At 54.5% G+C, this 13,940-nt stretch carries 12 protein-coding genes; 6 read left to right on the top strand and 6 right to left on the bottom strand.

What is annotated here, in order from left to right:
- Positions 1-51: 51 nt before the first annotated feature.
- Positions 52-825, top strand: a complete 774-nt coding sequence (locus PMI41_RS00175) for an amino acid ABC transporter ATP-binding protein (RefSeq protein WP_008120537.1) — start codon at positions 52-54, stop codon at positions 823-825.
- A 53-nt stretch (positions 826-878) separates the two neighbouring features.
- Positions 879-1,676, top strand: a complete 798-nt coding sequence (locus PMI41_RS24110; protein ID WP_008120538.1) for an IclR family transcriptional regulator — start codon at positions 879-881, stop codon at positions 1,674-1,676.
- 207 nt (positions 1,677-1,883) lie between these two features.
- On the opposite strand, the gene PMI41_RS00185 is transcribed toward PMI41_RS24110, so the two are convergent.
- The 3 genes from PMI41_RS00185 to PMI41_RS00195 are packed head-to-tail and all read right to left on the bottom strand — an operon-like array spanning position 1,884 to position 6,841.
- Positions 1,884-2,534 (bottom strand): hypothetical protein, encoded by a 651-nt coding sequence (locus PMI41_RS00185; RefSeq protein WP_008120539.1) that lies wholly within the window; start codon positions 2,532-2,534, stop codon positions 1,884-1,886.
- Between the two features lie 12 nt (positions 2,535-2,546).
- Entirely contained in the window at positions 2,547-5,699 is a 3,153-nt protein-coding gene (locus PMI41_RS00190; protein ID WP_008120540.1) for a multidrug efflux RND transporter permease subunit, read from the bottom strand.
- Between the two features lie 5 nt (positions 5,700-5,704).
- Positions 5,705-6,841: an efflux RND transporter periplasmic adaptor subunit gene (locus tag PMI41_RS00195; RefSeq protein ID WP_008120541.1), complete on the bottom strand. Its 1,137-nt coding sequence runs from the start codon at positions 6,839-6,841 to the stop codon at positions 5,705-5,707.
- A 392-nt stretch (positions 6,842-7,233) separates the two neighbouring features.
- On the opposite strand from PMI41_RS00195, the gene PMI41_RS00200 reads away from it, so the two are divergent.
- The 4 genes from PMI41_RS00200 to PMI41_RS00215 all read left to right on the top strand — a co-directional run bounded on the left by PMI41_RS00200 (position 7,234) and on the right by PMI41_RS00215 (position 11,030).
- Positions 7,234-7,860 (top strand): TetR/AcrR family transcriptional regulator, encoded by a 627-nt coding sequence (locus PMI41_RS00200; protein ID WP_008120542.1) that lies wholly within the window; start codon positions 7,234-7,236, stop codon positions 7,858-7,860.
- Positions 7,861-8,212: 352 nt separating this feature from the next.
- A complete protein-coding gene (locus PMI41_RS00205; RefSeq protein WP_008120543.1) occupies positions 8,213-9,235 on the top strand; it encodes an ABC transporter substrate-binding protein in 1,023 nt (340 codons plus the stop codon).
- 5 nt (positions 9,236-9,240) lie between these two features.
- The gene (locus PMI41_RS00210) at positions 9,241-10,272 is read left to right on the top strand and encodes an iron chelate uptake ABC transporter family permease subunit (RefSeq protein WP_008120544.1); all 1,032 of its coding nucleotides are present in this window, start codon (positions 9,241-9,243) and stop codon (positions 10,270-10,272) included.
- Positions 10,269-11,030, top strand: coding sequence for an ABC transporter ATP-binding protein (locus tag PMI41_RS00215; RefSeq protein ID WP_008120545.1), 762 nt, complete (start codon positions 10,269-10,271; stop codon positions 11,028-11,030). Before PMI41_RS00210 ends, PMI41_RS00215 begins: the two co-directional genes overlap by 4 nt.
- A 271-nt stretch (positions 11,031-11,301) precedes the next feature.
- On the opposite strand, the gene trbI is transcribed toward PMI41_RS00215, so the two are convergent.
- Genes trbI through trbG form a run of 3 tightly spaced genes read right to left on the bottom strand, consistent with a single transcriptional unit; the run spans position 11,302 to position 13,928 of the window.
- Positions 11,302-12,615: an IncP-type conjugal transfer protein TrbI gene (gene trbI, locus PMI41_RS00220; RefSeq protein WP_008120546.1), complete on the bottom strand. Its 1,314-nt coding sequence runs from the start codon at positions 12,613-12,615 to the stop codon at positions 11,302-11,304.
- A 12-nt stretch (positions 12,616-12,627) separates the two neighbouring features.
- Positions 12,628-13,083 carry a conjugal transfer protein TrbH gene (trbH, locus tag PMI41_RS00225; RefSeq protein ID WP_008120547.1) on the bottom strand — a complete coding sequence of 152 codons (456 nt, stop codon included), beginning with the start codon at positions 13,081-13,083 and terminating at the stop codon, positions 12,628-12,630.
- Entirely contained in the window at positions 13,083-13,928 is an 846-nt protein-coding gene (trbG, locus tag PMI41_RS00230; RefSeq protein ID WP_008120548.1) for a P-type conjugative transfer protein TrbG, read from the bottom strand. Before trbG ends, trbH begins: the two co-directional genes overlap by 1 nt.
- Positions 13,929-13,940 lie beyond the last annotated feature (12 nt).

The raw sequence follows: 13,940 nt of genomic DNA on the forward strand, positions 1-13,940 counted from the left end.
TGCACGTCACACCACCCCTCTTTTTTACAAACTTCCAAAGGATGCGGTCAAATGGAAACAACACTATCAGCGAGCAACGAAGCGCCTTCGGTGATCGCTATTACCATGCGCGGCGTCAACAAATGGTATGGTAGCTACCACGCACTACGCGACATTAACTTGAGTGTGCGGCACGGGGAGCGCATTGTTCTTTGCGGTCCATCCGGATCCGGGAAGTCTACGCTGATCCGATGTATCAACCGATTGGAAGAGCACCAGGAGGGCGACATCGTCGTTGACGGGATCGAGATTACCGATAATACCAGAAACATTGACTCCGTGCGCTCGGAGGTTGGAATGGTTTTTCAGAACTTCAACCTGTTTCCACATCTGACGATACTGGAGAATTGTGTGCTTGCTCCAACGTTAGTTCGCCGGGTCACGCGAAAGGAAGCGGAGGAGACAGCCCTCCACTTTCTCGAGAAAGTTCGGATTCCCGAACAAGCTCATAAATTTCCTGGCCAGTTATCTGGAGGCCAACAGCAACGCGTAGCCATTGCGCGCGCGCTTTGCATGCAGCCACGCATTATGCTCTTCGACGAACCCACCTCCGCACTTGATCCCGAGATGATCAAAGAGGTGCTCGACACGATGATCGAATTGGCCAACGAAGGGACAACAATGGTATGCGTCACACACGAGATGGGTTTCGCGCAGGCCGTAGCTGATCGCGTCATATTCATGGATCGAGGAGAGATCGTTGAAGAGGGGCCACCGAAGACCTTTTTCAATAACCCGCAGTCAGAACGCACTCGCTCATTCTTGGGCAAAATCCTGGGACATTGACGTAGCGAGAAGCGCTTCGTATCCCATTGCTACAAAACGCGCTCGAGGTCGAAATGAGTACAACGGTTGTTAAAGGACTTCAGGTAATTGAGGCATTGGCGCACAATGGTGGAGCCATGGGTATCACAGAGATTGCGCGTGTGTTGGATATGAACCAGAGCGCCGTGCAAAGAATACTAGGCGTTCTTACAAAACGTGGATACATTCAAAGACCAGCTGGAAGTCGAAAGTATGAGCTGACCCTCGCGTTGTGGGAGTTGGGGTCGCAGGTCGTTGAACATCACCAACAGCGCAGACTTGTGCATCCTATCTTGCGGTTCGCTGCCCAATCGACTGGTTTCACAGCTTTTTTAACCTATCTAGCGCATCCTTTTATTGTTTACCTCGACAAAGTTGAAGGCGCACATGGCCGAGCACATTCTAATGAGCCTGGCAGTCGCATTCCGATTCATCGGACTGCTGCTGGCAAAGCAGTGCTTGCCTATTTGCCAAAACAGCTCGTTCGATCGCTGTCAAAGCCTCAGACCGACTGGAGCGGCTTTTTAAGTTTTGGTCCAATCGACCCTGCGACACTAACTGACGAAATCAACGAAATACGTCGCCGTCGTTATGCCATTTCTCAAGGCGGCATGACCGTCGGTGTTAATTCAATCGCCTGTCCGATTTGGGCGACTGACGATATTCCCTTCGGCTCAATCGCATTGACGGCGGAAGACCGCGATCTGCCTGCAGAACGGTTTGCGGAGTTGGGTGAAAAACTAGTCGCGATGGCACGCGAAGCTACCGTTGCGCTAGGAGGACTACACCATCAACAAGCGGCCGAGAGTGAACTCACACAGTCACTAACATAGAAACGCTGTACCTGTGCAAGTCGTCCAAAGTCCAAGAATTTCTTGCCGATTGGTCCACCGAAATTTGCGAAATGGCCGGTCCCGGTTCCTCCCCTGGCCTGTTGAAGTCACCATGCAGCAATAGCATTCGCGTTTGAGGCGTTCGCCGCGGGACCACCTGAGTGCAAGCCTTGGCCGCAAATCGCCAGCTTTGACACTCAGCATTCGTTATTGCGCGTATCGTCGCAATGAAAGCCCAACACCGGCTATGGCAAGACCATGGAGAAGTAAATCGACAGCGAGAATGACGTCTGGCCTGATATTTGCGAGAGTAAAGTGGTCGAAAATGGTCCACGCCACGCAGAATAATCCCACCAGTCCCTGAGCGACAAGCCATGCCCGGCCATTTACGATGTTGAGCGTCAGGCCAATCCATATCGTTAGAACTGCCGAGGTGGTAAAAAGGCTGCAGAAGAGGACGAGGGACAAGGTAGAAGCAAATAGGGAGTCGTTTGAAAGTAAAAAACCCAATCCCACCCGAACAACTCCGTTGGCTATCCAGTCCAGATACAATACTGGCCGCCCCATTCGAGTGAGGACGATCGAAAGCAAGAGGCCACCAAAGATAGAAGACATGCCAGGCCAGTAACCAACAAAATTCCTGCCCAATATAGAGTTTGTGAGCGCTAGGCTTGCCAGACTGATCAGTACGACTCCAAGTGCGACGAGGCGGGTCCAGTCATAGGGGCCATTGAAGCGGCCTGAGACCTTGCCACGCCTCCTGTAGACTAGGCTCTGCCCGAAGGCCATGATGCCCCCCACACGCAAGCTGTCTGATTCACGTTCCGGCAGAATGAAAAAACGACTGCAGATAGACATTCGTCCCGCCCCTCACTCATGAGGGGCGACAGAATAGTCGCCCTCTTTACTTATCGTGAAAAGCGATTTCGCCTTTTCGCGAATACTTTGGAATGTCACATAGAGCATTGGTATCAAAATGATGCCGATGCTACTTGCAACAATCATCCCGACAAACACCGGAGTACTCACGTTTTGTCGGGCAAGCATTGATGCACCGTTCGCCCAGACCAAGGGAACGAGGCCGAGAATAAAGGCAATAGACGTCATCATCACCGCGCGAAAACGCAGTACTGCGCCTGTCTCCGCAGCTTCGCGGATACCAAGGCCCTTTTCACGCTGCTCCTTGGCAAACTCAACGATAAGAATGCCGTTCTTCGCAGCCAGGGCGATGAGGACGACAAGACCAATCTGTCCGTAAAGATCAAGCGTCAGGCCGGCACTAACAACCCCAATGAACGCGCCCAAAATGCCGACTATGACGGATAACAGCACAGGTACCGGTATCATCCAGCTCTCATACAGCGCAACAAGGAACAAATAGGCAAACAACAGGGCCAGAGCGAGAATAATGGTGGTCTGCCCGCTCGCCTTTTGTTCCTGATAGGAAGTGCCGGTCCAGTCGAGCAGATACCCTGCTGGAAGAATTTCCGATGCAGTTTGCTGGAAAGCCTTCATCGCTTCCTGCGATGAAATGCCGGGCGACGGTGAACCATTGATGGTGACTGCACGATAATTATTGTACCGGGTAATAACCGCCGGGCCAACAATCGTTTTGAGCTGAGCGATTGACTGCAATGGCACCATGGCGCCGGTCGAGCTACGCACATAGATGTTCCAGAGTGCCGGGATATCCTGGCGATCGTCGACGTCACCCTGTACTTTCACCTGCCAAGTCCGGCCAAACAGGTTGAAGTTGTTGACATAGGAGCCCCCGAGTGTCGTTTGCAGCGCCGAAAAGATTTCATTGATGCCAACACCAAGCGACTGGGCTTTTTCTCGATCGATGTCGAGATAGAGCGAAGGAGCATTGGCTGCATACGTTGTGAAAACCCGGCTTAGGGAAGGGTTTTGGTTTGCAGCCCCAACGAGAGCGTTCGCGATACTTCCCATCGAGGCAGGGTCTGCCCCCTCAAGCGATTCCACCATGGCTTCGAAACCGCCACTGGTCGACAGACCCATTACCGGGGGCAGGTTGAACGGCAGGATCGTCGCCGATCGAATCTGTTGCGCACCACCGAAGACCTGACCAATGAGCGTTTCGACCTTGTCAGCCGCGGCCTGACGATTCTCAAATGGTTTGAGCTGCACAATCATGAACGCGTTGTTGCTGGCTGAATAGTTGTCAAGAAACGAAAAACCTATAACACTGACCACGTTTGATACTTGAGGCAATTGCTTCAGCATTGCCTCAACCTGACGCACTGTCTCGCTGCTTCTCGCCACCGATGCTCCGTCAGGCAATTGTACATTGATGAAGAATGTGCCCTGATCTTCTTCCGGCAAGAAACCGCCAGGAACTATTTTTGACAGGCCAAATACGCCAAACCCGCAGAGCGCAACGATCACGATCGACAGCACTGACCACCGCAGCGTCTTGCGGACGATCCACGCATAACCATCGCGCATTCCGTCGATACGGCGGCTGATCCATCCCATGAGGCCGCGCTTCTCGCCGGTGTGACGGAGGAAAACGGCACAAAGGGCCGGCGACAACGTGAGTGCATTGATCGCGGAAATGAGCATTGCCACGCTGATCGTGACAGCAAACTGCCTGAAAAGTTCGCCCGAAATACCTGGAATAAACCCAATCGGGACGAAGACCGAGAGAAGCACAAGTGTGATTGCGATAATGGGAGCGGTCACTTGCGCCATCGCCTTCTTTGTGGCTTCCGCTGGCGAAAGTTCCGGCTCTTCCTCCATGACGCGCTCGACGTTTTCCACGACCACGATGGCGTCGTCGACGACAATGCCGATGGCGAGCACCAGCGCGAGCAGAGAGACGGTATTTGCAGAATAACCAAGTGCCAACATCACGGCGAAGGTGCCGATGACACTGACGGGAACGGCAATGACCGGAATGATCGTCGCCCTGAGATTGCCGAGGAATATGAACACGACAATCGCAACGAGAACGAAGGCCTCTATAAGCGTGTGGACAACTGCGTCGATGGTTTCATAGACGAAGTCAGTCGAGTCATACTTGATTTCGGCCGTCAGTCCTTGGGGCATACGACTTTTCAAGTCTTCGATCTTTGCTGTCACGGCGCTGCCGGTCGTGAGCGCATTTGCTCCTGGGGCCAGGAAAATACCGATTGAGACAGCAGGGTCACCGTTGAGGCGGCTCAAAGCATCTTCGTTTTGTGCCCCCAGTTCCACTCGAGCGACATCTTTGATCTTGAGGACAGAGCCGTCCGGGTTTGCCCGAAGGACAAGATTACCGAATTCCTCCGGTGTCTTGAGACGACCTTGGGTCTGAACATTAAACTGAAATTGCTGGTTATCCGGTACAGGCCGCGCGCCAATACGGCCAACGGGCGCCTGTACGTTCTGGGCGGAGATGGCACTCACAACATCTGAAGGCACCATGCCAAGACTGGAAAGCCGTTCCATATCGAACCAGATGCGCATTGAATAGTTCATCTGCCCGAACAGTTGGGCTGATCCGACACCAGGTATCCTGGCGAGTTCATCGAGCACGTTGATGGTTGCATAGTTCGTCATGAACAGCGGATCGAATTTGTTTTCAGCGCTGGTCAAGGTGACAAACTGCAGAATAGAGGACGATTGTTTTTGAACCGTCACGCCAAGAGCCTGCACGTCGGCTGGCAACTGCGACAGAGCCGTCTGAACACGGTTATTGACGTTGACGGTATTGATATCAGCGTTTGTGCCAAGCTCAAAGCTGACGGTTAATGTATAGCTGCCGTCATTACCGCTCGTGCTCTTCATATAAAGAGCTTTGTCTACGCCGATGACTTTTGACTCAATTGGCTGTGCCACAGCCTCTTCCAGAACCTCTGCTGAAGCACCTGGATAGATCGCTTTCACCTGGACCTGTGGTGGCACAATGTCCGGAAGTTGGGAAACCGGAATGCTCATGAGCGCAAGGGCGCCGGCAATTGAGATGACAATGGCGATCACAATCGCCAGTCGTGGCCGGTCGATAAAAGTGTTCGAAATCATGACAGTTATCTCCGGCTTGCTGTCTGTTCAGCGATTGGCTCGGGCGTAACAGGTGAAAGAGGACGGACGCGCTGCGCTCCTTCTGCGACGATTGTCTCACCCAACTTCAAACCCTGTAGAACCACCGCGCTTTCGGCGCTCGACTGCCCGAGCTTGATACGGCGGATTTCGGCCACGCTCTTCTCGTTGACAACATAAACAAAATCACCTTGCTGGTCGGTCAGGACAGCCCCTCGGGGAATAGAAAGCGCCTGCTGTGGCATCACAGCCTCCAGCACGACCCTTACGAACTGGTCATTGAAGAGACCACGCTGATTGTCGGACCTCAGCGGGTTGGGGATTGTCCCGCGCAGGGTTATTGAATCAGTATTTTGCGCCACGCTGATATCTGTGAAGTCCAGTCTACCTGTCGGTTCGTACACGCGGCCATCAGGAAGACGAAGGCGCAACCGCAAAGCTTTCTCAGTTCCACCCAGAGCGGCATATTTGTCTCTGAGTTCGATGATCTTTGACGTCGGAACCGGGAAAGTCACATACATCGGATCCTGGCTCACGATGGTCACAAGCGTTCCAGAGGAGGGGGACACTACGTTCCCAACAGTGACAACTGCTCGGCCGATCCGTCCGTCGACGGGCGCTTTGATGGCTGTATAGCTCAGATTGATCTCTGAAGTATGCAATGCCGCTTCAGCAGCCCGCACCTGGGCTTGTGCCGACCGTTTTGCTGCTGTCGCATTATCCAGCGCGCTTTGAGTGCCGGATCCAGTGTTACGAAGTTGATCCGCTCGCCCGAAAGCGAGATTTGCATTCTCTAGCGTTGCCTGTGCCTGCTCAAGTGCTGCGCGCTTTGCCTCGACATCTGCCTCGAAAGGCGGGCGCTCCAAGCGAAAGAGCAAGTCGCCCTTTTTGACATGCGATCCTTCTTTGAAAAGTTGTTCGTCCAGAAATGCGGATATTCGCGCGACGATGTTGACGTGATCAACAGCCTCGACACGACCGTTGAACTCAACGGATTCCGTGACGCCCTTTTCCTTAACGGTAACAACGCCAACTGCAGGCGGCGCACCGCCGGGCATCTGAGCTGCACTGGGTACGACGAGGCAAAGATAAATTGTCAGGATGAAGCAGATTTGGCGGCGCATGAACGGTCTCTTTTCAAAAAGGTTGTCGGCGCCTTATATAAACAAACGGTATGTTTGTAAATTGATTTCAGACGCTATATTTTGGTTTCGATTGTATGTGATTGGCAGTAAGGGGCTGCGGTATCGACAAGGGCTGAGCCAGTGATTTCGGCTCGTTGTCGACATGTTGGCTGATGGGAGTTAATGCACCGATAGGGAGATACAAAAGCAGGAATCACTGACGTATGGCCATATACGTCATAACCAAGGTATATGCGTTAAAAGTATCTCTATTTTGTTAGGCGAGTATCCTGGCGGCATGAATGCCTGAGCCCTGGACTGGACAGCCATGCTATTCTGGAAGAGTTGCGCAAACGCATCTTTGTGTATCAAGGAGAGGAGAGGCCAATAGTATGAAACGGACAAAGGAGCAGGCCGCTGAGACACGACGGCAAATCCTCCGTGCGGCAGAAAATCTGTTTCTGGATAAGGGTTACGAGAATGTTACCCTTGATGAAATTGCCACTGCCGCAGGCGCCAGTCGAGGCGCCCTGCATTGGCATTTCGGAAACAAGCAGGGTCTTTTGTACGCCCTGAGAGATGAAGCTCAATCCCCCTTGCAGGAACTTGCAGACTGCCTTGATGCGGGGACTGCCTTGTCCCCTCTTGATATGCTGGGTGATGCTATTTGCTCAATCTTCGCAGCAATGCACCACGACAAACGACGGCGTGGCCTTATCCGCGTTATGATGTATCTTGACATCTCGATATCTCAGAAGAAACCGTCAAAAAGTCAGCGCAATGAGGTCTATGACGACATTGCACGCATATTCGCTGAGGCAAATCGAAGACAACGGTTACCGTCGCCGTGGACACCAGTTGCAGCAGCCTCGGCCGTAAGCGCTGTTGTTGTAGGAATATTGGAAGAGTGGTCATTGGAGCGAAGTGATCTTCAGTTGGTTCCTCACGGCCAAGATCTTGTCAAGATGGTCGTTCGAGGATTTCAGCTTGGAAAGGCAGCAGCCGACGCTGGCAGTTGAAGAACTGATGTGGCTTGGATGGGAAGATAAAAGTCCGAGGCGACATCTACGTGTCTGGCCGGGAAGCGAGATGGAATGCACTAGAATACGCATGGGTTGATGCCAGCTGAAACGCGGACTCTACTAATCGCTTCTGGCAGAAACGTGTTCGGTACACATGGGTTTGCGAAAGCGTTAAAGGACTAACCGCAGAAGCCAAACGCATATCGTGGAAGAACCTGGCTATTACAAGAGAGCTTCAATACTCCGGTATGGAATGACGGTTAAAGTGGAGTTTGGGCGTCTTGTTTTTCCGGCCGTGAAAGGGTAGATGGCGGAGCCATTTGATGTCCAGAAATAACAGGAGCCGTCCTTGATCACGCTGAAATCACTATTAGCCATGGCAGGCATGCTTGCGCTCAGCCTCTCGGATACCTCAGCCATAGCGGCACCAACAAAATTTCCGCTGATCATTGAAAATTGTGGCGCTCAGGTGACCTTTGACAAAGCTCCGGAACGGGCGGTTGGCCTTGGCCAGAACAGCGCAGAAATACTGCTGCTGCTCGGCCTTCACGACAAGATGGCTGGTACAGCATTCTGGCCGAGCCAGGTATTGCCGCAGCTTGCCGAAGCCAACGCCAAGGTGAAGTTGCTGACGGTAGAGTTTCCTACTTTCGAATCGATTCTGGCAGAAAATCCGGATTTTGTGGCTGCAGCCTTGCCGAGCCTGATCGGACCAAGCAGCAAGGTCGCCAAACGCGAGGATTTCGAAAAGATTGGAATCCCGACCTATCTCTCGCCAAGCACCTGCCTCAGCACGAAGGAGGTAAAGGACCAGTACGGCAGCCGTACCCAAATGTGGAACATGGATCTCCTCTACAAAGAGATTGATGAACTCTCGCAGATTTTCGATGTTGCCGATCGCGGCCAGGCGCTGATTGCCGACTTCAAAGCGAGAGAGGCAGCACTTCGTTCGCGTGTTTCGAAGGATGGCGCGAATCTTTCCTATGTCTTCTGGTTTTCCAGTCCCAGCCCGTCGGCCGATGCCTATCTTGGTGGAAAGAATAGTGCTTCCAGCTTCATCGCCGACCTGTTGGGCGGACACAACGCAATAACCTCCGAGGCAGAGTGGCCGACACTGGGCTGGGAGAGCATCATTGCGGCCAATCCGGACGTCATCGTCGTGGCCAATCTCGACCGCAATCGCTGGGAGCTCGACAAGCCCGAAGCCAAGATCAAATTCCTGACCACAGATCCAGCCGTCAGCCAAGTCTCTGCCGTTAAGAACAAAGCGATGGTGGTTATGGACGGTCAAGCCATGAATCCCACGATCCGCACAATCTACGGTGCCGAACAGGTGGCCGCCCAGTTGAAGGCTCTCGGCCTTCTGAAGTGACCGAAATGCGCCGTTCCCTCCATCAGCTTTTTGCTTTTGGCACGTTGCTGCTTGCCTCGCTTGCGGCGATCGGGTTTGTCGTCGGCATCAGTGTCGGGATCGGCGACCTGCCGATCCCGCTGGCGACAACGTTCTCCGCTATCACCAATAGACTTGGTTGGACTGCTGTGGAACTCAATCGCATCCATGAGACAGTAATCTGGGACTATCGTCTCAGCCGAGCACTCGTTGCTGCGTTTTGCGGCGCCGGTCTCGCGCTGTCGGGGGCGATCATGCAGTCGTTGCTGCGAAATCCCTTGGCTGAACCCTATGTATTGGGCATATCGGCCGGCGCCTCTACCGGTGCCGTTGCAATCGTCATCTTGGGCATGGGGGCCGGCGCGTTGTCGCTCTCGACCGGTGCTTTCGCAGGATCCTTTGCTGCATTTTTCTTCGTGGCGCTGCTATCTAGCGGTACGCGGGGCGGCGCCGACCGGACTATTCTCGCAGGCGTCGCCGCATCGCAACTTTTTAACGCAGCGACGTCCTATATCGTTACAACGTCAGGCAATGCACAGCAGGCACGCGATGTCATGTTCTGGTTGCTCGGCAGCTTCGGCGGCGTGCGCTGGCCGGAGCTTATGCTTGTCTCCATTACTGTCGGTCTTGGGCTCGTCGTCTGTCTCTTTTATGCCCGGGTTCTGGACGCATTTGCTTTCGGTGACGAAGCAGCGTCGGCGCTCGGTGTTAATGTGGGGCGGGCAAGGATTGTGCTTTTCGCGCTGACCGCCATGATGACGGCCGCTATCGTCAGCATGGTCGGCTCGATTGGTTTTGTCGGCCTGGTCGTCCCACATGCTGCGCGCTTCCTCGTTGGGCCGCTCCATATCCGTCTCCTGCCGGCATGCGCTATCACGGGAGCCATCTTCTTGGTCCTTGCGGACATCGCCTCGCGCACTCTCGTTACACAGCAAGTGCTGCCGATTGGCGTAGTCACGGCATTGGTGGGTGTCCCCTTCTTCTCCATCATTCTCTATCGGTTCCAGCGTGCCTCATGAGTATCAAGGCTGATAACCTCACGTGGAAAATTGGTAAGAAGACTATTGTCGATAGCGTCTCCTTCAGGACGCAGCCCGGCGAGATGCTCGGGCTGCTTGGCCCGAACGGTTCGGGCAAGACTTCGCTCCTGCGTCTTCTTGCCGGTCTCAGGCAACCACATGCCGGCAGCATCACGCTTGGTGACAAAGATATCAGGACGATCGGCCGCCGCGCGATCGCGCAACGCGTCGCTTTCGTAGAACAGCATGCTGCAACCAACGCTAACCTGCGGGTTATCGATGTGGTGAAACTCGGCCGCTTTCCGCATCGCTCGATGTTTTCTGGGTGGGAAGCAACCGACGATGATGTGGTCGATGACGCCCTGGAACGCACTGGCATGACGAACAAGCGTAACGATCGCTGGCAGAGCCTGTCGGGTGGCGAAAAGCAACGGACTCATCTTGCAAGGGCTCTGGCTCAGGCACCCAGCGAACTGATCCTCGATGAACCCACCAACCATCTAGACATACAGCATCAAATAAGCCTGATGCGGCTCGTCTCCCGCCTGCCGATCACCAGCATCATCGCCCTGCATGACCTGAACCATGCAGCAATGTTCTGCGATCAACTGATTGTTATGCAACGCGGTCGGATCGTCGCTTCCGGCACGCCCGAAAACGTGCTCACGCAGGAATTGTTGCACGAGGTCTTCGCGGTGGATGCAAAGGTTGAGATATCAGAGCAACATTTTCGTCCCCATATCCAGTATCTGCCCTAGCACGTTTGCAGCTGGTCCCGTATAGATGCCAGCGGGGCACTTCATGGAAGGCGCCCATATGATCGACGGATCCAACCTTCCGCCGTTAACACATCTCGGAAACCTGCGCGTGCCCAGCACGGCGCGAGGCGGATCAAGGGTCAATGCCATCTGCTAGAATAGCACGTTGGGAACAGGACACCGCATTGTCAACCGACTGAAATGATTGCGCGCGCGGGTGCATGCGCGTCGACCCGTTTCCACCGCAACAGCCTCGCAAAAATCAGAAGCATTATTTTCGATATGCTGTCGGAAAAACAATGTCCTGATCAACAAGTACATTGAACTTATAGCCCGGGCGAATTTCCAGCGTCGGCTGGACGTCGAGATTCCGGTTGATCGTGCGCTCGGCAACGCGTCCGAATGTCTCTGCAAAGTTTCGCCTGGCTGCATCAGATGCGGTATCCTGTGTCGCAAGCGTCGAGCTTTCAGGCATGGCCATGTCGATTCCCGTTCCGATCATGGCGATGAGGGCGGCCGAACTGAACGTCTTCAGGTAATGGTTATTCACTTTGTCCTTGAAGCCCCCATAACCTTGCGCATCCGTGGCGGCCATGCCGCCGATCTGAAGCGTCGAACCGTTGGGGAAAATGATATCCGTCCAGACAACGAGAATTCGGCTTTGCCCGAAAGAGATATTGCTATCGTATCGGCCAAATAGCTTGGCTCCTTGCGGGATCAGAAGACGATGGCCGGTCGCGCTGTCATAGACGTTCTGGCTGATCTGCGCGGTGATACGGCCAGGCAAATCACTATTAATGCCACTGATCAGAATGGAGGGAATGACCGAACCGCGCTTGAGCTCATAGGGCGATTGCTGTGGGACTACTCGATTGGGCAAATAGCCGAGTTCCTTGATGTCCGCATTGAAGAATTCTTCCTTGGATGTCTGGCCGTTCGGATCGGGGTTTTGTCCGGCAAGGCCATTTCTTAGCGCTGCGGCATAGAGATCGGACGCGGACGCCTGAGATGAGGAATTTGAAGATTTTATTGTATTCGATGTGTCCGTCGTATCGCCTGCCCTGCTTGCCAGCTTGCTGCGATCGATGGCAAGTGGTGCATCATAAGCTGCGGCATTCGCCTGCAATCTCGCCATGCGCTGACGTTGACGCTCGCGCAGATATTGTTCATCCTGCTCGCGTCGAAGACGCGCCCGCCATATCTCGTCCGCTTCGAGGCCGCCTTTCCCATTCTGGTCTGCGGTCGCATGCTTTGGTTGCGAACTGAACGGGTTAACCGTTGTCTCCGGCTTCGTCTCCACGGGCGATGGCTGGAAATTCTGGGCCTGCTGAGGCTCGCCGATGATGCCGTTGGCCACACCCTGCTTCAACTGGTCGGCATAGGTCGAGGCTGGGTTTCCCGCAGATTGGTCAAGGCCTGGATCGTCACTAGAATACAGTCCGCGTCCGGCCAAACCAAAGAATATGATGGCGAGAAAGGCGACAGCCAGAACGATCACGACGATCACCGGCAGGCGATTGACGCGCCGCATCCCGGTATTCTGGTTGCTGTTATGCGCTCCGCCAAGCTGCAGTGATTGCACCATGACCGCCCCTTCCTAGCCGCGCTGCATGACCGAAAGCGGGCTTGCCGGTGTCGCGCCTTCAGTTGTCACGCTGTAAGCGCGGCCGATTTGGATCCTCGTAGTCGATAGGCGTGCAAGCATCTGTCCCTCGAATGACTCGATCACATAGGCAAGCGAGATGAGTTTCGTTTTCCCGTCAGTCTTCTGGTCAGTCACAACCGCATAGCCCCAGCCCTTGAGCGCCGCCTCGAGTGCCTTGCCGAACGGAGTATTATCCTGCTTCAAAGCCACGGTCGCAGTTCCCGGCCCGATCTGTTCGGCCAGACGGCTGACCATGTCGCCTGCGATCGCGCTTGCGGCAGGGCCAGAGATTTCGGGCGACGCGTTGCTCGTAACCAATCCCTCTGGCCCGAGCGATTGGCATCCGGAAAAAACGAGGGTGAGAAACCCGGCGATCGCTATGGTGCGAACAGGTGAATGCGACCGCATCACCGCCCTCCCCGCTTGATAGTGATCTTTTGCTGCTTCCAGCCGACGCCTGAGACCAGAACAGCGCGGTCGATATTGTAGTCGACCATCATCATGTCGCCTTTCATGCGGTAGTTTACGATGCGGTTCTGGCCGCCCGATACGACGAACAGAACCGGCGCGTCCTGGGCCGATACGGATTTCGGGAATTGAATATATGTTTTCGTGCCGTCACTATAGATGCGTGTTGGCCGCCAGCTTGCGCGGCCCGAGACCGAATAGCCGAAGTTCAATTGTTCTGCTGGCAAGCCGGCCCCGGGGATCGTACTGGCTTCCAGCCGTGCATTGATATCGGGGAGTTTCTCGGAAACGTCCTCGGGATATTCGAAGCCGACACGAGCCATATATTGCCTTGCATGCGATTTAAGCTGGATGTGATAGGTTCGCCGCGAGGTTGTCACCACCATGGAGGTGATCAAGCCCGGCTCGGATGGCTTGACGATCAGATGGATCGCCTGTCCACCAACCGCGCCGGACGTTGCCGGTTCGACCTTCCAGCGCACCGTGTCGCCGACGAGTACATCACGGACCACCTCGCCGGCCTCAAGCTCGATGTCGCAAACCTGCAACGGCGAGCAGACGACGGAAGGTTGCACCTCCCCAAACAGAAAGATGACCTTCCCGTCAGCCCCCTTTGTGACCAACCCGCGACTTCCGCGCCATTGACCGGATATGTTCGCACCCTTGGCTTCGTTTGCGTTCATGCTTTGAGCGATCGCAACCGGAAGGAATGTGGGCAAGGCCAAGAGTGTGACGGCTGCGGTCAGGACCAGCGCGGCACCTGCAGGGATGGTTCTCACGTTCATGTGGTTTCATGC

This window comes from Phyllobacterium sp. YR531 (genome assembly GCF_000282595.1).
In the GTDB taxonomy this organism is placed as follows: domain Bacteria; phylum Pseudomonadota; class Alphaproteobacteria; order Rhizobiales; family Rhizobiaceae; genus Phyllobacterium.